Source organism: Aeromicrobium sp., assembly GCF_023146395.1.
Lineage (GTDB): Bacteria > Actinomycetota > Actinomycetes > Propionibacteriales > Nocardioidaceae > Aeromicrobium.
Window position 1 is genome coordinate 286417 of record NZ_JAGLCD010000004.1, and the last position, 19645, is coordinate 306061.

21 protein-coding genes are annotated in these 19645 nt (G+C 70.8%); 20 read left to right on the plus strand and 1 reads right to left on the minus strand.

What is annotated here, in order from left to right:
- The first annotated feature begins 50 nt into the window (after positions 1-50).
- The 15 genes from KAG51_RS03390 to KAG51_RS03460 all read left to right on the plus strand — a co-directional run bounded on the left by KAG51_RS03390 (position 51) and on the right by KAG51_RS03460 (position 13932).
- Entirely contained in the window at positions 51-1784 is a 1734-nt protein-coding gene (locus KAG51_RS03390) for an ABC transporter ATP-binding protein (RefSeq protein ID WP_290580625.1), read from the plus strand.
- Entirely contained in the window at positions 1781-3730 is a 1950-nt protein-coding gene (locus KAG51_RS03395) for an ABC transporter ATP-binding protein (protein WP_290580627.1), read from the plus strand. The genes KAG51_RS03390 and KAG51_RS03395 overlap by 4 nt, the downstream gene beginning before the upstream one ends.
- Positions 3731-3992: 262 nt before the next feature.
- On the plus strand, positions 3993-4478 hold the full coding sequence (rpsP, locus tag KAG51_RS03400; RefSeq protein ID WP_290580629.1) for a 30S ribosomal protein S16: 486 nt from the start codon (positions 3993-3995) through the stop codon (positions 4476-4478).
- 2 nt (positions 4479-4480) lie between these two features.
- Entirely contained in the window at positions 4481-4729 is a 249-nt protein-coding gene (locus KAG51_RS03405; protein ID WP_290580631.1) for an RNA-binding protein, read from the plus strand.
- 23 nt (positions 4730-4752) lie between these two features.
- The gene (gene rimM, locus KAG51_RS03410) at positions 4753-5286 is read left to right on the plus strand and encodes a ribosome maturation factor RimM (protein ID WP_290580633.1); all 534 of its coding nucleotides are present in this window, start codon (positions 4753-4755) and stop codon (positions 5284-5286) included.
- Complete coding sequence (gene trmD, locus KAG51_RS03415) at positions 5286-5966, plus strand: tRNA (guanosine(37)-N1)-methyltransferase TrmD (RefSeq protein WP_290580635.1); 681 nt, start codon at positions 5286-5288, stop codon at positions 5964-5966. The genes rimM and trmD overlap by 1 nt, the downstream gene beginning before the upstream one ends.
- Before the next feature lie 174 nt (positions 5967-6140).
- Positions 6141-7394 carry an ammonium transporter gene (locus tag KAG51_RS03420; RefSeq protein WP_290580637.1) on the plus strand — a complete coding sequence of 418 codons (1254 nt, stop codon included), beginning with the start codon at positions 6141-6143 and terminating at the stop codon, positions 7392-7394.
- A 373-nt stretch (positions 7395-7767) separates the two neighbouring features.
- Positions 7768-8118: a 50S ribosomal protein L19 gene (gene rplS, locus KAG51_RS03425; protein WP_290580639.1), complete on the plus strand. Its 351-nt coding sequence runs from the start codon at positions 7768-7770 to the stop codon at positions 8116-8118.
- Positions 8119-8177: 59 nt separating this feature from the next.
- Entirely contained in the window at positions 8178-8864 is a 687-nt protein-coding gene (lepB, locus tag KAG51_RS03430; protein ID WP_290580641.1) for a signal peptidase I, read from the plus strand.
- A gap of 10 nt (positions 8865-8874) precedes the next feature.
- On the plus strand, positions 8875-9546 hold the full coding sequence (locus KAG51_RS03435) for a ribonuclease HII (protein WP_290580643.1): 672 nt from the start codon (positions 8875-8877) through the stop codon (positions 9544-9546).
- A 19-nt stretch (positions 9547-9565) separates the two neighbouring features.
- On the plus strand, positions 9566-9880 hold the full coding sequence (locus tag KAG51_RS03440) for a DUF2469 domain-containing protein (protein ID WP_290580645.1): 315 nt from the start codon (positions 9566-9568) through the stop codon (positions 9878-9880).
- An 82-nt stretch (positions 9881-9962) separates the two neighbouring features.
- On the plus strand, positions 9963-10325 hold the full coding sequence (locus KAG51_RS03445; protein WP_290580647.1) for a YraN family protein: 363 nt from the start codon (positions 9963-9965) through the stop codon (positions 10323-10325).
- Positions 10325-11902 (plus strand): YifB family Mg chelatase-like AAA ATPase, encoded by a 1578-nt coding sequence (locus tag KAG51_RS03450; RefSeq protein WP_290580649.1) that lies wholly within the window; start codon positions 10325-10327, stop codon positions 11900-11902. The genes KAG51_RS03445 and KAG51_RS03450 overlap by 1 nt, the downstream gene beginning before the upstream one ends.
- The gene (gene dprA / locus KAG51_RS03455; RefSeq protein WP_290580651.1) at positions 11899-12999 is read left to right on the plus strand and encodes a DNA-processing protein DprA; all 1101 of its coding nucleotides are present in this window, start codon (positions 11899-11901) and stop codon (positions 12997-12999) included. Before KAG51_RS03450 ends, dprA begins: the two co-directional genes overlap by 4 nt.
- A gap of 12 nt (positions 13000-13011) precedes the next feature.
- A complete protein-coding gene (locus KAG51_RS03460; RefSeq protein ID WP_290580653.1) occupies positions 13012-13932 on the plus strand; it encodes a tyrosine recombinase XerC in 921 nt (306 codons plus the stop codon).
- Positions 13933-13937: 5 nt separating this feature from the next.
- Here KAG51_RS03460 and KAG51_RS03465 read toward each other — a convergent pair whose 3' ends face one another.
- A complete protein-coding gene (locus tag KAG51_RS03465; RefSeq protein ID WP_290580655.1) occupies positions 13938-14924 on the minus strand; it encodes a peptidoglycan DD-metalloendopeptidase family protein in 987 nt (328 codons plus the stop codon).
- A gap of 350 nt (positions 14925-15274) precedes the next feature.
- On the opposite strand from KAG51_RS03465, the gene rpsB reads away from it, so the two are divergent.
- The 5 genes from rpsB to KAG51_RS03490 all read left to right on the plus strand — a co-directional run bounded on the left by rpsB (position 15275) and on the right by KAG51_RS03490 (position 19341).
- Positions 15275-16189 (plus strand): 30S ribosomal protein S2, encoded by a 915-nt coding sequence (rpsB, locus tag KAG51_RS03470; RefSeq protein WP_290580657.1) that lies wholly within the window; start codon positions 15275-15277, stop codon positions 16187-16189.
- A gap of 41 nt (positions 16190-16230) precedes the next feature.
- Positions 16231-17046 carry a translation elongation factor Ts gene (gene tsf, locus KAG51_RS03475; protein ID WP_290580659.1) on the plus strand — a complete coding sequence of 272 codons (816 nt, stop codon included), beginning with the start codon at positions 16231-16233 and terminating at the stop codon, positions 17044-17046.
- Positions 17047-17177: 131 nt separating this feature from the next.
- Entirely contained in the window at positions 17178-17924 is a 747-nt protein-coding gene (gene pyrH, locus KAG51_RS03480) for a UMP kinase (RefSeq protein ID WP_290580661.1), read from the plus strand.
- Complete coding sequence (gene frr / locus KAG51_RS03485) at positions 17924-18478, plus strand: ribosome recycling factor (RefSeq protein ID WP_290581247.1); 555 nt, start codon at positions 17924-17926, stop codon at positions 18476-18478. Before pyrH ends, frr begins: the two co-directional genes overlap by 1 nt.
- Positions 18479-18486: 8 nt before the next feature.
- Positions 18487-19341 (plus strand): phosphatidate cytidylyltransferase, encoded by an 855-nt coding sequence (locus tag KAG51_RS03490; RefSeq protein WP_290580663.1) that lies wholly within the window; start codon positions 18487-18489, stop codon positions 19339-19341.
- Positions 19342-19645: the final 304 nt, after the last annotated feature.

Genomic DNA, 19645 nt, shown 5'->3' on the forward strand with positions numbered 1-19645 from the left:
CTCGACGCCGGCGAGGAGGGGGCGCACGGGTCTCGTTGTAGCGTGCAACAGTGCTCGTCCCGCTGCTTCGTCGACACCTGGCTCCCTATCGAGCCTCGCTGCTGGTCGTGCTGGTGCTCCAGGTCGCTCAGACCTTGGCCAGCCTCTTCCTCCCGAGCCTGAACGCCGACATCATCGACCGGGGCGTCGTGGCCGGCGACACGGGGCTGATCTGGCGGCTCGGGGGCGTCATGCTCGCGGTCACCCTGGTGCAGGTCGTCGCGACGGTCGCCGCGGTCTACGTCGGAGCGCGGGTGGCGATGGCGCTCGGCCGCGACCTCCGGGCGGCGGTGTTCGACCGGGTCGAGACCTTCGCGGCTCGGGAGATGACCCAGCTCGGCGCACCGACGCTCATCACGCGCTCGACCGTCGACGTGCAGCAGGTGCAGCTGCTCGGCTTCATGCTGCTGACGATGTTCGTGACGGCCCCGATCATGGCGGTCGGCGGCGTCGTCATGGCGCTGCGCGAGGACGTCGTGATGTCCGGTCTGCTCCTGGTCGTGCTGCCGGCGCTGGTCGTGAGCGTCGGGCTGATCATCCGGCAGATGCGCCCGCTGTTCCGCGTGATGCAGGGTCGCGTCGACCGCATCAACGGCGTGATGCGCGAGCAGATCATGGGCATCCGGGTCATCCGGGCCTTCGTCAAGGAGGACGAGGAGACCGCACGGTTCGGTGAGGCCAACCGCGAGTACCGGGACGTCGCCGTGGCCGCCGGCCGGCTGATGTCGCTGATGTTCCCCACCGTGATGCTGGTCATGAATCTCTCGGTCGCCCTGGCCACGTGGCTGGGCGGGTACCGGATCGGCAATGGTGACCTCCAGGTCGGCACGTTGACGGCGTTCCAGAACTACCTGGTGCTGATCCTGATGTCGGTCATGATGGCGACCTTCATCTTCATGCTCTGGCCGCGGGCCGAGGTCTCGGCCGAGCGCATCACCGAGGTCCTGGAGACCGAGCCGAGCGTGCTCGCCCCGCCCGGTGCCGTGCCGACGACCGTCCGGCGCGGGCACGTCGACCTCCGCGGTGCGTCCTTCGCGTTCCCCGGGGCCGAGCAGGACGTCCTGCACGACGTCGACCTGGTGGCCCGGCCGGGCGAGACGACGGCCATCATCGGATCGACCGGCAGCGGAAAGACCACGCTGCTCGGCCTGGTCGCGCGTCTCGTCGACGTCACCGGCGGACGGGTCGAGATCGACGGCCACGACGTGCGCACGCTGCTCCCGGAGGACGTGTGGGCGGCGATCGGTCTGGTACCGCAGAAGGCGATGCTGTTCTCGGGCACGATCGCCTCGAACCTGCGATACGGACGTCCGGACGCCACCGACGCCGAGCTGTGGCAGGCCCTGGAGATCGCCCAGGCCCGTGACTTCGTGGAACGTCGACCCGAGGGGCTGCAGACCCCGATCGCCCAGGGTGGCTCCAACGTCTCCGGGGGACAGCGCCAACGTCTCGCGATCGCGAGGGCCATCGTCAAACGCCCCGCCGTCTACCTGTTCGACGACTCGTTCTCGGCCCTCGACTACGCCACGGACGCGGCGCTGCGGGCCGCGCTGCGACCCGTCACCTCCGAGGCCGCCGTCCTCGTCGTGGCGCAACGGGTGAGCACGATCCGCCACGCCGACCGCATCGTCGTGCTCGACGAGGGCCGCGTGGTCGGCACGGGCACGCACCGCGAGCTCATGGCGACCTGCACCGTCTACCGCGAGATCGTGCTGTCGCAGCTGACCGAGGAGGAGGCGTCATGAGCAACCGGCAACCGGCGCCCCCCGTGCGCGGCCCGGGTGCGGGCATGACGCCGCCGGCGCAGAAGGCCACGCAGTTCGGTCCGACGTTCCGCCGCCTGCTCGGCCGCCTGCTCCGCAACCGCCTGGCCGCCGGCGCGATCCTGGCCTTCGGCGTCGTCGGCACCACGATGTCGGTCATCGGGCCGCGCGTGCTCGGCCACGCGACCGACATCGTCTTCACGGGCTACCTGTCGAGCCAGTTCCCCGCAGGTTCCAGCAAGTCCGAGGTCGTGGCCTCCCTGCGGGCCCGGGGCGAGGACCAGCTGGCCTCGCTCGTCGGCTCGGTCGACCTGCAACCCGGCCAGGGCGTCGATCACGGGGCGCTGGCCCTGGCGCTGATCACCGTGATGGTGCTGTACACGATCGGCGCCTGGTTCATGTACCTGCAGGGCCGCACCACGACCATGGTGGTGCAGCACATGGTCGCCGACCTGCGCGACGAGGTCGAGGCGAAGCTGCACCGTGTGCCGCTGGCCTATCTGGACCGGTCCGAGCGCGGCGAGATCCTGTCACGCACCACCAACGACATCGACAACGTCGCCCAGTCCCTGCAGCAGGCGATCTCGCAGTTCCTCGGGAGCCTGCTGATGATGATCGGCACGCTCGCCATGATGCTGCTGATCTCGCCGCTGCTCGCCCTCGTCGCGGTCGTGACCGTGCCGGTCGTGGCGGTCATCATGCGGTTCGTCGCGAAGCGGTCGCAACCGCACTTCGCGGCCCAGTGGCGGGCCACGGGCCGGTTGAACGGGCACGTCGAGGAGGTGTTCACGGGCCACGACGTCGTCAAGGTCTTCGGCCGCCAGGCCGAGGCACGTGCGACGTTCCGGCAGCACAACGACGACCTGTTCGACGCCGCGTTCCGTGCGCAGTTCCTCAGTGGCGCCCTGCAGCCGCTGATGATGTTCGTGTCGAACCTCAACTACGTCCTGGTCGCGGTCGTCGGCGGGCTGCGGGTCGCGTCGGGCCAGCTCAGCATCGGCGAGGTGCAGGCGTTCATCCAGTACTCCCGGCAGTTCACGCAGCCACTGGCCCAGATCGCCGCGCTCGTGAACCTCGTCCAGTCCGGCGTCGCGTCGGCCGAGCGGGTCTTCGAGCTCCTCGACGAGGCGGAGGAGTCCACCGAGCCCGAGGACGCGCCGTTCCCCACACTGGTGCGGGGGCGGGTGGTCTTCGAGGACGTCGAGTTCGCGTACACCCCCGACGAGCCGCTCATCACCGGGCTCGACCTGGTCGCCGAGCCCGGACAGGCCGTGGCCATCGTGGGTCCGACGGGCGCGGGCAAGACGACGCTCACGAACCTGCTCCTGCGCTTCTACGAGCTCGACGGCGGGCGCATCACGCTGGACGGGGTCGACATCGCCGGCATGGACCGGCACGCCCTGCGCGACCAGTTCGGGGTCGTGCTGCAGGACACCTGGCTGTTCGCCGGCACGATCCGCGAGAACATCGCGTACGGGGCAGACGACCCGTCGCAGGAGGACGTCGTCAGGGCCGCCGAGGCCGCCTCGGTCGACCACTTCGTCCGGACGCTTCCCGAGGGCTACGACACACCGATCGACGACCTGGGGTCGTCGATCAGTGCCGGCCAGCGCCAGCTGCTCACGATCGCGCGCGCCTTCCTGGCCGATCCGTCGATCCTGGTCCTGGACGAGGCCACCAGCTCGGTCGACACCCGCACCGAGGCGCTCGTGCAGGCAGCGATGGCCCGTCTTCGGTCGGGGCGCACGAGCTTTGTCATCGCCCACCGGCTGTCGACGATCACCGAGGCGGACCACATCGTCGTCATGAGCGACGGCCGGATCGTGGAGCAGGGCACCCACGCGTCGCTGCGCGCGGCCGGTGGTGTGTACGAGCGGCTCTACGCGGCACAGTTCGCCGCCCCCGTGGACCAGGTGGGCGGTGAGTGATCCACCCTTGTTGGCTCGGGCGGTGAGTCATCCACCGCATGAGCGGCCGTACGGTGGATGACTCACCGCCCTGGGTGGAACACTCACCGTCCCGTGGCGAGTTGGAGGGCTCCGTGCGTCCGTGGCACAATGTCGCCTTGTGTCCGACGGGCGGTGAGGACCCTCTCACCCACACCGACCGCGGCCCCAGACTCACCCGGCGCGTGTCCCCACCCGTACCGGCACGTCATCTCGTTCCGAGCATCAAGGAGACACCACAACCGTGGCCGTCAAGATTCGCCTCAAGCGGATGGGCAAGATCCGCGCACCGTTCTACCGCATCGTCGTCGCCGACTCGCGCACCAAGCGCGACGGTCGCGTGATCGAGGAGATCGGTACCTACAACCCCAAGACCGAGCCGTCGACGATCCACGTCAACTCCGAGCGTGCTCAGTACTGGCTCGGCGTCGGCGCCCAGCCGACCGAGTCGGTCGCCGCGATCCTCACGATCACCGGCGACATCGGTGGCACCTCGACCCTGAAGCAGCCCGCCGAGAAGGCCGACAAGGCCGCCGCGTTCGACGCCGCGCTGAAGGAGCTCCACGCCGAGCCCAAGGCCAAGGCGACGACCGAGAAGAAGTCGGCCAAGAAGGCCGAGTCGAAGGCTGACGACGCCGCTGCCGAGGAGCCCAAGGCTGAGGAGCCGAAGGCCGAGGAGACGCCCGCCGTCGAGGAGAGCCCGGCCGACGAGAAGCCCGCCGAGGCCTGATCATGGCTGCGCCCACCGTCGAGCTGATCGAGCACCTCGTGTCCGGCATCGTCGCTCACCCCGACGACGTCGACGTGCGTGCCAAGCAGACGCGTCGCGGCGACCTCTTCGAGGTTCGCGTCAACGCCGACGACCTCGGCAAGGTCATCGGACGCCAGGGCCGCACGGCCGCGGCGATCCGCACCGTGACCGCCGCGGTCGCCGGCGATGCGGCGCGCATCGACTTCGTCGACGTCGACCGTCGTCGCTGACCCGGTGTGACGGAGCACGGGCGATGACCGTCATGGTCGTCATCGGCCGGATCGGCCGGGCCCACGGCATCCGCGGCGAGCTGGCCGTCGAGGTCCGCACGGACGAGCCCGAGCGCAGATTTGCGCCGGGCTCGTCCGTCGTCTGCTCCGGGGGACGCTCGCTCACGGTGGCCGCGTCGCGCCAGCACGGTGCCAAGCTCGTCGTGCGTTTTGCCGAGATCCCCGACCGCACGGCGGCCGAGACCCTGCACGGCCAGGTGCTCGAGGCCGAGGTCGATCCGGCCGAGACGCCTGACGACGACGCGTTCTACGACCGCCAGCTGACGGGTCTCGAGGTCCGCGTCGGCGAGGCCGTCGTGGGCACCGTGGCCCGGGTCGACCACCTGCCCGCCCAGGACCTCCTGGTCGTGGCGACCCCCACGGGTGAGGTGCTGGTGCCCTTCGTCGAGGCCCTCGTCCCCGAGGTCGACCTCGAGGCCGGCCATCTCACGGTGGTCGACCTGCCGGGCCTGATCGATCCCGATGCGGCCGAGATCGTGCGGGACGACGCCGGCTGATGCGCATCGACGTCATCACGATCTTTCCCGAGTACCTCGCCCCGCTCGACCTGTCGCTGCCGGGCAAGGCCCGGCAGAACGGCCTGCTCGAGCTCGGTGTCCACGACCTTCGGCAGTGGACGACCGACCGTCACCGCACCGTCGACGACACCCCGTACGGCGGCGGCGCCGGCATGGTCATGAAGCCCGAGCCGTGGGGTCAGGGTCTGGAGGCCGTCGCGAGCGACGACTGCGTCGTCGTCGTGCCCACCCCCTCGGGCCGCTCGTTCCGCCAGTCCGACGCCGCGCGGCTCGCCGCCGAGCAGCACCTCGTCTTCGCGTGCGGCCGCTACGAGGGCATCGACCAGCGGGTCGTGGACGAGGCCGCGAGCCGGTGGCGGGTCGAGGAGGTCTCCCTGGGTGACTTCGTGCTCAACGGGGGAGAGGTCGCGGCGCTGGCCGTGATCGAGGCCGTGGTCCGCCTGCTGCCGGGGTTCATGGGCAATCCCGAGTCGCTCGTCGAGGAGTCGCACGGGACCGACGGGCTGCTGGAGTACCCCGTCTACACCAAGCCCGCCTCGTGGCGCGGCCGCGACGTCCCGGAGGTCCTGCTGTCGGGCCACCACGAGCGGATCGCCGCGTGGCGCCGGGAACGGTCGCTCGAGCGCACCCGCGCCCGACGCCCTGATCTGCTCCCGTGACCCGCGCCGTGCCGGCGTTACCTTCTGTTCACATGAGCCGCGATGTCGTAACGCGGACGTGATCCTGAGGCAAGCCTGAGGGAATCTGGCAACGCCAGACTGACGACGCATTCGGCGCAGCAACGAGGCTGCCCTGACGAGTTGTCTCCCCCCCAACAGGCAAATGAGGTTGAAATGTCAGTCGATCTTTCCTGGCAGCTGATCTGCACGGCTCTCGTGCTCTTTATGACACCAGGACTCGCGTTCTTCTACGGCGGCCTGGTCAAGGCCAAGTCCGTGGTGTCGATGATGATGCTGAGCTTCGGCTCGATCGCGGTCGTCACGATCCTCTACGTCCTCTACGGCGGCACCGGCATCGCCGGCAACGGCACGAGCGGAGGCAGCGAGTACTTCGGCAACCCGTTCGAGGACTTCGGCATGACCGACCTGGTGACGTCGGCCGGCAGCGGTGACGCGGGCAACCTCTTCGGTGGCCACGCGTTCCTCGTCGCGTTCTGCATCATCACGGTGGCCCTCGTCTCGGGTGCCGTCGCCGATCGCGCCCGCTTCTGGCCGTGGATGCTCTTCGCGGCCCTGTTCGCCACGTTCGTCGTGTTCCCGACCTTCCGGTGGCTCTTCGGCGTCGACGCCGACGGCAACTTCTACGGCTGGCTCGCCAACGACGTCTACGGCTTCGGTGCTGCGCTCGACTGGGCCGGCGGCACGATCATCCACCAGTCGGCGGGTGCTGCTGCGCTGGCGCTGGCGCTGGTGCTCGGCAAGCGCAAGGTCGGCTTCTCCAAGGAGGAGTCGCAGCCGCACAACGTGCCGCTCGTGCTCATCGGTGCCGCGATCCTGTGGTTCGGCTGGTTCGGCTTCAACACCGGTGTCTACGGCGCCGACGAGGGCCAGACCTCGCTGATCTTCTTCAACACGCTGATCACCCCCGCCGCCGCGCTGATCGGCTGGATCATCGTCGAGACCTTCCGTGACGGCAAGGCCACCGCGGTCGGCGCGGCCTCGGGCATCGTGACCGGCCTGGTCGCCATCACGCCGGCCTGCGCCTTCCTGACCCCGGTCTGGGCCCTCGTGCTCGGCGTCGTCTCGGGTGTCGTCTGCGCCCTCGCGGTCGACCTGAAGTTCAAGCTCGGCTACGACGACACGCTCGACGTCGTGGGCATCCACCTGGTGGCCGGCTTCATCGGCTGTGTCTACATCGGCTTCTTCGGCTCGGAGACGCTGACGGGTGGCAGCCTGTTCTTCGGTGGCGAGACGGACCTGCTGTTCGCGCAGATCCTGTCGTCGCTGACGGTCATCGTGTTCTCCTTCGTCGTCGCCTACATCATCGGCCTGGCGATCGAGAAGACGATCGGCTTCCGCGCCAAGGAGGAGGACGAGATCGCCGGCATCGACACGGTGCTGCACGGTGGCGGTTACGAGTTCGACTGATCTCCTCCCACCCACCTGAACGGGCTCGGGCCCGGTCTGGATCAGGAACGCCCGTCGGACACGCTCCGGCGGGCGTTCCGCCGTGTGGCGCGCCGCTCGTCCCTCGCGGCATCACCGGCTCGTCCCTCGCCGGTGCCGGACTTCGCCCGGGCGCCTGCCTCGCCTTCGGTTCGGCCTGGGGTGACCACAGCGGGGCCAGGACGCCCGATTTCCGCGGGAACGGGAGCATGTGGCACCATTGACCCTCGGCGTGGTCGCCTCTGCCACAGGGGACTCGACCACACACGCCGATCCTCCCTCCCGCCACTGCGGCGGAAGGCAACCATCTTCTGACCGACCGTCGGTGACCTGTGGCACCAGCGAGGAGCACACCATGACCAACATCGTCGACCAGGTCGCTGCGGAGTCCCGCCGCGACGACGTCCCCGACTTCCGCGCCGGCGACACCCTCAAGGTGCACGTCAAGGTCGTCGAGGGCAACCGCTCCCGCATCCAGGTCTTCCAGGGCGTCTGCATCAAGGTGCAGGGCTCGGGCATCGGGCGCACCTTCACGGTCCGCAAGGTCAGCTTCGGCGTCGGCGTCGAGCGCACCTTCCCGCTGCACACCCCGATCATCGACCAGATCGAGGTCGCCACCCGCGGTGACGTGCGCCGCGCGAAGCTGTACTACCTGCGCAACCTCCGTGGCAAGGCCGCGAAGATCAAGGAGAAGCGCGAGATCTGATCGCGCAACCAGCGGGTGTCACGGGGCGGACCTTCGGTCCGCCCCGTTACGCTTCCCCGGTGGCCACGAGCAGAGAACACCGCCAGAAGCGCGGATTGCCGATCTGGCAGGAGTCGCTGCTCCTGGTGGTGATCGCGACGGTCATGGCCATCGTGGTCAAGACCTTCTTCCTGCAGGCGTTCTACATCCCCTCGGAGTCGATGCAGCCCACGCTGCTCGTCAACGACAAGCTGCTCGTCCAGAAGGTGTCGCTCTGGACCGGGGAGCCGCACCGGGGCGACATCGTCGTGTTCGAGGACCCCGGCGGATGGCTCGGGATCCAGGGCGAGCCCGTCGACCCGAACCCGTTCCAGAAGGCGCTCGAGACGATCGGTCTGTTCCCGACCGGCAACCACCTCATCAAGCGCGTCGTGGGGGTCGGTGGTGACCACGTGCAGTGCTGCGACGGCAGCGGCCGTCTGCTGGTCAACGGCCAGCCCATCGACGAGCCCTACGTGCTCGACCCCACCGTCATCCGCGATCGCGAGTTCGACGTCATCGTCAAGGACGGCTACCTCTGGGTCATGGGTGACAACCGCGGCAACTCCGCCGACTCCGTGGCCCACCTGGGCGACCCCGGTGGTGGTCAGGTGCGGGTCGACGACGTCGTGGGCATCGCCTGGGTCAGGGTGTGGCCCCTCAACCGGCTCGGTGGCCTGGGCCACGTCGACGCCTTCGACGACGTGCCCGACTCGCCACCCCGCTGAGCCGCGAGCGATGACCACGCGACTGCGAGGACGCACGATCCGCCGCGACGCCGGGCTCTACGGCTACGAGCGTGCGCTGGAGCGGCGCGGCCTCACGCCCGTCGCGGGCGTCGACGAGGCGGGGCGCGGAGCGTCGGCGGGCCCGCTCGTGGCGGCCGCGGTCGTGCTCGACCGTGAGATCCCCGGTCTGGCTGACTCCAAGCTGCTGACGCCCGCCCGGCGTGAGCGGTGCTTCGACCTGGTGATGGAGCGGGCCGTCGCGGTCGACGTCGTCGTGATCAGCCCGCAGGAGTGCGACCGCATGGGCATCCACCGGGCGAACATCGAGGCGTTGCGCCGAGCGCTCGCCCGTCTCCCGGTGCGACCCGGATACGTCCTGACCGACGGGTTCCCGGTCGACGGACTCGGGGTGCCGGGCCTGGCGATGTGGAAGGGCGACCGCGTGGCGGCCTCGATCGCCGCGGCGTCCGTCGTCGCCAAGGTCACCCGCGACGCGCTGATGGTCGACCTCCACGACCAGTACCCGCACTACGACTTCGCGACCCACAAGGGGTACTCCACCGCGGCGCACGAGCAAGCCCTGCGGCACCATGGACCCTGTCCCGAGCACCGGCGCAGCTGGGCCAACGTCCGCGCCGTCCTGACGGGCAGCACGCACAACCACGAGCGGAGCGACGCATGAGCCCCCAGCGGAGCGAGAGATGAGTACCGAGGACCTGGACCGCTTCGAGGCCGACGCCGAGCTGGCGTTGTACCGCGAGTACCGCGACGTCGTGAAGATCTTCAAGTACGTCGTCGAGACCGACCGACGGTTCTACCTCTGCAACGCGGTCGACGTGAAGGTGCGCTCGGAGACGGGTGACGCGTACTTCGAGGTCACCCTCACCGACGCATGGGTCTGGGACATCTACCGGCCGGCGCGCTTCGCCAAGCAGGTCAAGGTGCTGACCTTCAAGGACGTCAACGTCGAGGAGCTCCAGGACTCCGACTTCAAGGTGCCGCCCGGCTCCGACTGAGGGGTTCTCCACACGGCGCGGCCGTCCACAGCCCACGATCAGGCCCTCGCCGCCGAGGACGACTGCGACGAGGGTCATGGGCATGACCTACGCGCGCAACCAGGCCCTCGGGGCCTACGGCGAACGCATCGCCGCCGACCACCTCGTGGCCGCGGGCCTCGTGATCCTCGACCGCAACTGGACGTGTCGCTTCGGCGAGATCGACCTCGTGGCCCGTGACGGCTCGACCCTCGTGATCGTCGAGGTCAAGACCCGCAGCAGCACCAAGTTCGGCGGCCCGTTCGAGGCCGTCACGGCGCACAAGGCCACCCGGCTGCGACGGCTCGCCACGGCGTGGCTCGAGGCGCACGACGTGCAGCCCAGCGCGGTGCGGATCGACGTCGTGAGCGTCGTGGTGCCGCGCACCGGGCCGGCCGAGGTCGACCGCATCCGGGGCGTGGCCTGATGTCGGGCCGGGTCGTCTCGGTCACCCTCGACGGCCTGACCGGGCGGGCGATCGAGGTCGAGGCCGACATCGTCGGCGGTCTGCCGCGCACCGTCATCGTCGGGCTGCCGGACGTCACCGTCAACGAGGCCCGGGACCGCTGCAAGTCCGCCGTGGTCAACTCCGGGGCTCCGTGGCCCGACCAGCGCATCACGATCAACCTGGCGCCCTCGACCCTGCCCAAGTCGGGATCGCACTACGACCTGGCGATCGCGATGGCCGTGATCGCGGCCCAGAAGGCGGTACCGGCCGAGGCGCTCGCCGGCACCGCGTTCGTGGGCGAGCTCGCACTCGACGGCAGGCTCCGGGCCGTGCCGGGGGTCCTCCCGGCCACGCTCGCGGCGGCAGAGGCGGGGTGCACCCACGTGGTCGTGCCGGAGGTCAACGTGCCGGAGGCCGAGCTGGTCGACGGCATCGCCGTCACCGGGGTGCGGTCCCTGCGCCACCTGGTGGCGCTGATGACGGGGGAGGAGGTGCCCGACGACCCGCCGGTGCCGCCGATCGAGCCGCCGGCGGCGGCGCCGTGGGGGTCGGCAGACCGGCTCTCCGGCCTGGACCTGGCCGACGTCGCGGGCCACGAGGACGTCCGCCTCGCGGTCCTCGTCGCGGCGGTCGGCGGGCACCACCTCTCGATGGTCGGGCCCCCGGGTGTCGGCAAGACGATGCTCGCGCAGCGCCTCCCGGGTCTGTTGCCCGATCTCGGCCGCCAGGACGCGATCGAGGTCAGCGCGGTGCACTCGGTCGCCGGCCTGCTCGCGCCGGACGTGCCGCTGCTGACGAGGCCGCCGTTCCTCGACCCGCACCACACGGCCAGCGCGGCCGCGATCGTCGGCGGGGGGAGCCGGCAGGTGCGGCCCGGCGCGATGAGCCTCGCGCACCGCGGAGTGCTGTTCCTCGACGAGGCGCCGGAGTTCACGGTCAACGTCCTCGAGGCGCTGCGGCAGCCGCTGGAGAGCGGTCGCATCGTGGTCGCCCGCTCGGCCCGCACCGTCGTGTACCCCGCGCGGTTCCAGCTCGTCATCGCGGCGAACCCCTGCCCGTGCGGACAGGCCGCCACGCTCGACTCTGCGTGCCGTTGCACGCCCGCTATGCGCCGTCGCTACGGCGAGCGCATCTCCGGGCCCATCCGCGACCGCATCGACATCCGGCGCACGCTCACCGCGCCCAGCCGCCCCGAGCTCGCCGCCACGGTGGCCGCGGGACGCCGCACGGTCGAGCTCGCCCAGCGGGTGCTCGAGGCTCGCGACCGGCAGGGAAGCCGTCTCGCGGGCACGCCCTGGCGCACCAATGCGGACGTGCCCGGCACCGAGCTGCGCAAGGCGTGGCCCCTCGCCGAGGAGGCGCGGGTGCTGCTCGACCGGCAGCTGCACGCCGACAAGCTCAATCCGCGCAGCGCCGACCGGGTCCTGCGCCTGGCCTGGAGCGTCGCCGACCTGCACGGCCACGACCTCCCCGGCGGCGCCGACGTCCGCACCGCGCTGAGTCTGCGCTCGGACCTCCCGCTCGACGCCGCCATGCGGTCGCTGGTCGCGGCATGAACCGCGGCGAGTCCGAGCGCGACCGCCTGGTGCTGTCGATCGCCACCGAGCCGCTCGACGCCCTGGCCCGCGACCTGGTGTCCAGTCACGGCATCGCGGCGGTCGCCGGGGCGTGCCGCGGTGAGTCGGGGTCGCCCCACGTGCCGGAGGCGTGGGTCGAGCGAGTGGCCCTCGCGCCGGTCGATCAGGTGCTGGACGCCGGCGCTGCCGCCCGCGCACGGTGGATCACCCCGGCGCACCCGGCCTGGCCGGCTGCTCTCGGCGACCTGGCCGGCGTCGACGACCACGGTGCGGCCCCGTGGGGCGTCTGGGTCCGGGGTGAGGGGCCCCTGGAGGTCGACCGCGCCGTCTCGGTCGTGGGAGCACGGTCCTGCACCACGTACGGTGCCGAGGTCGCCGGTGACCTCGGCGCTGATCTCGCCGACCGCGGCTGGACCGTCGTCAGCGGCGCGGCCTTCGGCATCGACGCCTGTGCCCACCGTGGGGCGCTCGCCGTGGCGGGACGCACGGTCGCGGTCCTGGCGTGCGGGGTCGACGTCCCGTACCCCCAGGCCCACGCGACCCTGCTGGACCGCATCGCCCACGAGGGATGGATCATCGCCGAGCACCCACCGGGATCCGTACCGCACCGCCACCGCTTCCTGACGCGCAACCGGCTCATCGCGGCTCTGGGAGCCGGCACCGTGGTCGTCGAGGCCGCCCCACGCAGCGGATCGCTCAACACGCTGCGGTGGGCCGACCGTCTGGGGCGGTCGTCCATGGCGGTGCCGGGCTCGGTGCTCTCGCAGCAGTCCGGTGGCGCCCACCGTGCGGTCCGCGAGGGCGAGGCCGTGCTCGTCACGTCGGCCGACGACGTGGCGCAGGAGCTCGACGGGCTGGGATGGTCCGACCTTGGCGCCACGGAGACCCTGACCGACGACTCGCGTCGTCTCCACGCCACCTTGCCGCGCGAGGGTGGGGTCACGGTGGGCGAGCTCGTCGTGCTGCTCGACGCGTCGCTGCGCCAGGTTCGGGCCGGCTTGGCCCTGCTGGAACGTCGGGGCCACGCCCGGCGCGCCGACGGCGGCTGGATCGCGCTCGGACCCCTGCCCGGCTGAGACAGTGGGGGCGTGAGCGAGAGCGACGCGGCCTGGGACCGGGTCATCGACGACTACGAGCGTCATCTCCGGCTCGAGCGTGACCTCACCGAGCACACGGTCCGCGGCTACGTCAGCGACGTCCGGGGCCTGGCCGACCACGCCGAGCGCCTGGGGGTCCGCGATCCGGCCGCTCTCACGATCCGCGCGGTGCGCAGCCACTTGGCCCAGCAGCGCTCGCTCGGGCGGGCCCGCTCCACGTTGGCGCGGCGGAGCACCTCGCTGCGGGTCTTCACCGCCTGGTTGGTCCGGACCGGCCGGTCCGAGACCGACGCCGCGGCCCTCCTGGTCTCACCGGCCGCGCGCCGGGAGCTGCCGGCCACGCTGAGCGCGAGCGAGATCCGCGCCGTGCTCGACGCGGCCGCCGCACGGGTCGACACCGAGGCCGTCACCGGCACGCGCGACCTCGCGATGCTCGAGCTGCTCTACGCCACCGGGATCCGGGTCGGTGAGCTGGTCGGGCTCGACGTCGACGACCTCGACCGGGCCCGGCGTCTGGTCCGGGTCTTCGGCAAGGGCCGCAAGGAGCGTGCGGTGCCGTTCGGCCTGCCGGCGCAGGACGCCGTGGAGGCGTGGCTCCAGCACGGCCGGCCGCAGGTCGCGACGAGCGCCAGCGGTCCGGCGATCTTCCTCGGGGTGCGCGGCGGGCGCATCGACCAGCGCACCGTGCGCGAGGTCGTGCACCGCCGGCTCGCCGAGGTCGAGGGCGTCCCCGACCTGAGTCCGCACGGTCTGCGGCACACCGCGGCGACCCACCTGCTCGAGGGGGGCGCCGACCTCAGGTCGGTCCAGGAGGTGCTCGGCCACGCCTCGATCGGGACGACGCAGATCTACACGCACGTCAGCAACGAGCGGCTCCGGGCCGCGTTCCGCCAGGCACACCCGCGCGCCTGAGCTGCTCATAGCAGCGGCGCCGGGTCAAGGGCCACGCCGGCGTCGTGGACCGAGAAGTGCAGGTGGCATCCCGTCGACGTGCCGGTCGTGCCGATCGTCGCGATCGCGTCGCCGGCAGCGACCGACGATCCCACGGTCACCGCCGCTGACGACAGATGGCTGTAGGAGGTGACCCGTCCGGCTCCGTGGTCGATCTCGACCCGCAGCCCGTAGCCACCGGCGTGGCCGACCCGGGTCACGCTGCCGGCTCCTGCCGCCCGCACGGGGGTGCCGCACGGTGCGCCGAAGTCGATCCCGTCATGGAGGCGAGGCTCGCCGGTGATCGGATGGATCCGCATGCCGAAGCCCGAGGTCACGGGCGCGGTGACGGGCGGCTGGAGCTCGCCGGTGCCGAGCGCGGGAGGGGTCGGCACCGGACCGTCCGGACTGATGAGCCGGTACCTGCCGCCGAGCAGCTCGGCGGGATCGAGGTAGGTCTCGCCCTTGATCCGTCCCAGGTGCAGGCACGCGGCGGCGCCGCACCCGACGTGGCCGGGCAGCAGGGTGCCGAGGGGCTGACCGGCCACGACGCTCCAGCCGACCTCCACGGTGCCCTGCACCGGCTGGTAGGTCGAGCGCTCCGCGCCGTGGGTGACCGTCACGACGGGAGTTCCGGCGACGTCGCCGACGAAGGCGACGGTGCCGGCCGCCACGGCCGTGACGATCTCGCCGGGAGCACCGGCGAGGTCGAGGCCTCGGTGGCCGGCGGCGTACGGGTCCGGGGGAGCGGTGAACGAGCGATCGATGTCGCGCTCGGCGAGGGGCCAGGACCAGGATCCGTCGGCCCGGGCCGATGCGGACGTGCCGGCCACCGCGAGCACGGCGAGCAGCACGGCCCCGGTGCGGAAGGTGCGAACCGTGCGGCCGGCGCGAACCCTGTGAACGGTGCGACGGGTGCAGGACGCGAGCCGGTGACGGTACGCGGGCCGGCGAAGATCGTGGCGTCGTCTCATGGATCCACGTCAGCGCACGCGGCGTCGGTCCGGCACCACGATCGACCCGACTGTGGATCGAGGCAGGCTGTGGACGGCGACCTTCGACTCGTGCGCCGCGGATTTCGTGCCGACGGCCCTCGTGGCCTACCATGGCCGGAGCACCCCTTCTGGGGGTGACTTCGCGTGCCGTCATCCGCATCGGCGTCGCTCACGGGTTCGGCCTGGGAGCGCAGCCACCGCGGGCGAGGGTCCTGGTCCGGCCCCAGCAGTATCGGGACCGGTGGACCCCGTCACGGCACCAGGGCGCGGGCACGGTGTCCGCGCGTCAACCAGGAACGGGCCGTCGTGCCCAGAAACGAGAGATCACCATGGCCGTCGTGACCATGCGTCAGCTGCTGGAGAGCGGTGTCCACTTCGGACACCAGACCCGCCGCTGGAACCCCAAGATGAAGCGCTTCATCTTCACCGAGCGCAACGGCATCTACATCATCGATCTCCAGCAGTCGCTGGCGTACATCGATGCCGGTTACGAGTTCGTCAAGAACACCGTCGCCCGTGGCGGCACGATCCTGTTCGTCGGCACCAAGCGTCAGGCGCAGGAGCCGATCCAGGAGCAGGCCACCCGCGTCGGCATGCCCTACGTCAACCAGCGTTGGCTCGGCGGCATGCTCACCAACTTCACCACGATGCACCAGCGCCTGCAGCGCATGAAGGAGCTCGAGGAGATCGACTTCGACCAGGTCGCTGGTTCGGGTCGCACCAAGAAGGAGCTCCTCCAGATGCGCCGCGAGTTCGACAAGCTCTCGCGCACGCTCGGCGGCATCCGCGACATGGCCCGCACGCCGGCGGCGCTGTGGATCGTCGACACCAAGAAGGAGCACCTGGCGGTCGACGAGGCCAAGAAGCTCGGCATCCCGATCGTCGCGATCCTCGACACCAACTGCGATCCCGACGAGGTCGACTTCCCGATCCCCGGCAACGACGACGCGATCCGTTCCGTCGCGCTGCTGACCCGGGTCATCGCCGACGCCGTCGCCGAGGGCCTCGTGTCCCGCGGTGGCGCCAAGACCGGTGAGGAGTCGGCGGGCGAGGAGCTCGGCGCCGGCGAGCCGCTGGCCGAGTGGGAAGCGGAGCTGCTGAGCACCGACGCCGCCGCAGCCCCGGCTGCCGAGGCTGCTCCCGCCGCCGAGGCCGCTCCGGTCGAGACGCCCGCGGAGGAGGCCCCGGCCACGGCCGAGACCACCGAGCCCGCGGAGTCCGGCACCGCCTCCACCGAGTCCTGATCCAGAGATTCCTCCCCTTCCCAGAATTGAGGTAGCGACACATGGCGATTGCCGCCGCTGATGTCAAGAAGCTCCGTGACGCCACGGGCGCCGGCATGATGGACGCCAAGAAGGCGCTCACCGAGGCCGACGGTGACTTCGATAAGGCCGTCGAGATCCTCCGCATCACGGGAGCGGCCAAGGCCGCCAAGCGTGGCGCGGAGCGCGAGGCCTCCTCGGGTCTCGTCGCCTCCTCGGGGCACGCGATCGTCGAGCTCAACTCCGAGACCGACTTCGTGGCCAAGAACGAGCAGTTCATCGAGCTGGCCACCAAGCTCGCGGCCACGGCCGACGCCGCGCGTCCGGCCGACGCCGAGGCCTTCGCGCAGGTCACGCTCGACGACGGCACGACCGTCGCCGAGGCGATCAGCGCCCTGGCCGCGGTCATCGGTGAGAAGCTCGAGCTCGGTCGTGTCGCGACGTTCGACGGTCAGGTCGCGACGTACCTGCACCGCCGCGCCAGCGACCTGCCGCCCTCGGTCGGCGTGCTCGTGGAGTACTCCGGCGACGACGTCGACGCCGCCCGCGGCGCCGCGATGCAGATCGCCGCGATGCGTCCGCGCTACCTGACCCGCGAGGACGTCCCCGAGGACGTCGTCGCCAAGGAGCGCGAGATCGCCGAGGCCACGGCCCGCGAGGAGGGCAAGCCCGAGCAGGCGATCGCGAAGATCACCGAGGGTCGCGTCAACGGCTTCTTCAAGGACGTCGTCCTGCTGGAGCAGCCGTCGGTCACCGACAACAAGAAGACGGTCAAGACCGTCCTGGACGAGGCCGGCGTCACGCTGACCGGTTTCGCCCACATCGAGATCGGCGCCTGAGGCACTGATCCGACGACGCAGGGCCCCGTGGAGCGATCCACGGGGCCCTGCGTCATGAGCCCCTCGTCACGGGTCCTGCCTCGTCTCTCCCGCCGCAGGTCCACCGGCGTGAGTCCGATAAACTCCACACCATGGCTCGCCGCGTCCTTCTCAAGCTGTCCGGTGAGGTCTTCGGCGGAGGAGCCATCGGCATCGACCCCGACGTCGTCAACGGCATCGCTGCGCAGGTGGCCGAGGCCGTCCGTGACGGCGTCCAGGTCGCCATCGTCGTCGGCGGCGGCAACTTCTTCCGCGGCGCCGAGCTCAGCCAGCGCGGCATGGAACGCGGACGCGCCGACTACATCGGCATGCTCGGCACGGTCATGAACGCCCTGGCCCTCCAGGACTTCATCGAGAAGCAGGGAGTCGAGACCCGCGTCCAGTCGGCGATCGCGATGTCCCAGGTGGCCGAGCCCTACATCCCGCGGCGCGCGGTCCGGCACCTCGAGAAGGGTCGCGTCGTGATCTTCGGCGCGGGAGCCGGCATGCCCTACTTCTCGACCGACACGGTCTCCGCGCAGCGGGCGCTCGAGATCAAGGCCGACATCGTCCTGATGAGCAAGAACGGTGTCGACGGCGTGTACGACGCCGACCCGCGCACCGACCCGGAGGCTCGCAAGTACGACGACGTGACGTTTGCCGAGTCGCTGCAGCGCGGCCTCAAGGTCGTCGACGCTGCGGCGTTCGCGCTCTGCATGGAGAACAAGCTCCCGATGATCGTGTTCGGGATGGAGGGCGAGGGCAACATCGCGCGCGCCCTGCGGGGTGAGAGGATCGGGACGCTGGTCCACGCCGGATCTGACCCGAACAATGGCACGACTACAGGAGAAGCACCGTGATCGACCAGACACTCCGCGAGGCCGACACCAAGATGGGCAAGGCCGTCGAGCACACCCGCGAGGAGTTTGCGGCGATCCGCACCGGGCGGGCACACCCGGCGATGTTCGCGCAGATCACGGCTGACTACTACGGCACCCCCACGCCGCTGCAGCAGCTCGCGGGCTTCCAGGTGCCCGAGCCGCGCACGGTCATCATCAGCCCCTACGACGCGAGCGCCAAGGGGGCCATCGAGAAGGCCATCCGCGACTCCGACCTCGGCGTCAACCCGTCCGACGACGGCAAGGTGCTCCGGGTGACCCTGCCCGAGCTGACCGAGGACCGCCGCAAGGAGTACATCAAGCTCGCGCGCACCAAGGCCGAGGACGGCAAGATCGCGATCCGTGGCGTGCGCCGCAATGCCAAGCAGGCGCTCGACAAGGCCGAGAAGGACTCCGAGATCTCGCAGGACGACAACACCGGCGCGGAGAAGCGTCTCGATGCCCTCACCAAGAAGTACGTCGACACCGTCGACGAGCTGTTGAAGGGCAAAGAGGCCGAGCTCCTCGAGGTGTGACCTCTTCCATGACCGACTCTGCCGCCGAGTCGGCCGCCCCCGCCAAGGATCACGGCCGGGCCGGCCGCAACCTGCCGGCCGCGATCGGCGTCGGCGTCAGCCTCGGCCTCACGGTCGTCGCGTCGCTGTTCTTCGTCAAGGACCTGTTCGTCGCGGTCGTCGTGATCGCCCTGCTGATCGGCATGTGGGAGCTCACGCGGGCCTTCACCACGGCCTCCATCCGGGTGCCGATCCTGCCGGTCGCGGTGGGTGGCACGGCGATGCTGCTGTCGGCGTTCTACGCCGACATGGAGGCCACCGCCTTCGCGATGGCGCTGACCGTCATCGCCACGCTCGTGTGGCGGCTCGCCGATGGCGCCGACGGCTTCGTCCGTGATGTCAGTGCCGGCCTGTTCGTGCTGGCCTACCTGCCGCTCATGGGGGTCTTCGTCCTGCTGATGCTGGACGAGTCGGACGGCCCGTGGCGCATCGTGGCGTTCATCGTGGCCACGATCGCCTCGGACACCGGGGGCTACATCGCCGGCGTCCTCTTCGGCAAGCACCCGATGGCCCCGACGATCAGCCCGAAGAAGTCGTGGGAGGGGTTCGCCGGATCCCTGCTGTTCGGCATCGGGGCCGGCGTCGCCGTGGTCGTGCTGGCGCTCGAGGGCGACTGGTGGGCCGGTGTCGTGCTGGGTGTGGCGAGCGTCGTGATGGCGACGCTGGGCGACCTCTCGGAGTCGCTCATCAAGCGCGACATCGGCATCAAGGACATGGGCGACCTGCTCCCGGGCCACGGGGGCCTGATGGACCGGCTCGACTCGCTCATCATGGTCGCGCCCGTCGCCTGGGTCGTGCTGCACTACCTCGTGCCCGTCGCCTGACGGACCATCGCTGGTCGAGCGAGCCCGCCACCCTCCCGCTGGTCCAGCGAGCCCGTCACCCCCCCCCGCTGGTCGAGTGGGCCCGGCACCTTCCCGCTGGTCGAGTGGCTCGCCGAGGAACGAGGCGGCCGTATCGAGACCCGGGTCGGGTGCTGGGTCTCGGTGGGGCGGGGCGGTCGCGAAGGCTGCGGTCGGCTGACCGGGTCTCGGTACGGGCGCTCGCAGAGCTCGCACCCACTCGACCACCGGGTGGTGCTGCTCGGCGTGGTTGCTCCACCCCGACCACCGGGTGGTGCGGCCCGGC

Bases quoted from the DNA above. Each gene is read 5' to 3' on its own strand.
- KAG51_RS03465 (WP_290580655.1), bottom strand. From the start codon at position 14,924: ATGAGACGACGCCACGATCTTCGCCGGCCCGCGTACCGTCACCGGCTC.
- trmD (WP_290580635.1), top strand. From the start codon at position 5,286: ATGCGCATCGACGTCATCACGATCTTTCCCGAGTACCTCGCCCCGCTC.
- pyrH (WP_290580661.1), top strand. From the start codon at position 17,178: ATGGCTCGCCGCGTCCTTCTCAAGCTGTCCGGTGAGGTCTTCGGCGGA.
- rpsB (WP_290580657.1), top strand. From the start codon at position 15,275: ATGGCCGTCGTGACCATGCGTCAGCTGCTGGAGAGCGGTGTCCACTTC.
- KAG51_RS03445 (WP_290580647.1), top strand. From the start codon at position 9,963: ATGACCTACGCGCGCAACCAGGCCCTCGGGGCCTACGGCGAACGCATC.
- KAG51_RS03450 (WP_290580649.1), top strand. From the start codon at position 10,325: ATGTCGGGCCGGGTCGTCTCGGTCACCCTCGACGGCCTGACCGGGCGG.
- KAG51_RS03440 (WP_290580645.1), top strand. From the start codon at position 9,566: ATGAGTACCGAGGACCTGGACCGCTTCGAGGCCGACGCCGAGCTGGCG.
- KAG51_RS03490 (WP_290580663.1), top strand. From the start codon at position 18,487: ATGACCGACTCTGCCGCCGAGTCGGCCGCCCCCGCCAAGGATCACGGC.
- KAG51_RS03420 (WP_290580637.1), top strand. From the start codon at position 6,141: ATGTCAGTCGATCTTTCCTGGCAGCTGATCTGCACGGCTCTCGTGCTC.
- rimM (WP_290580633.1), top strand. From the start codon at position 4,753: ATGACCGTCATGGTCGTCATCGGCCGGATCGGCCGGGCCCACGGCATC.
- rplS (WP_290580639.1), top strand. From the start codon at position 7,768: ATGACCAACATCGTCGACCAGGTCGCTGCGGAGTCCCGCCGCGACGAC.
- tsf (WP_290580659.1), top strand. From the start codon at position 16,231: ATGGCGATTGCCGCCGCTGATGTCAAGAAGCTCCGTGACGCCACGGGC.
- KAG51_RS03395 (WP_290580627.1), top strand. From the start codon at position 1,781: ATGAGCAACCGGCAACCGGCGCCCCCCGTGCGCGGCCCGGGTGCGGGC.
- KAG51_RS03435 (WP_290580643.1), top strand. From the start codon at position 8,875: ATGACCACGCGACTGCGAGGACGCACGATCCGCCGCGACGCCGGGCTC.
- KAG51_RS03405 (WP_290580631.1), top strand. From the start codon at position 4,481: ATGGCTGCGCCCACCGTCGAGCTGATCGAGCACCTCGTGTCCGGCATC.
- dprA (WP_290580651.1), top strand. From the start codon at position 11,899: ATGAACCGCGGCGAGTCCGAGCGCGACCGCCTGGTGCTGTCGATCGCC.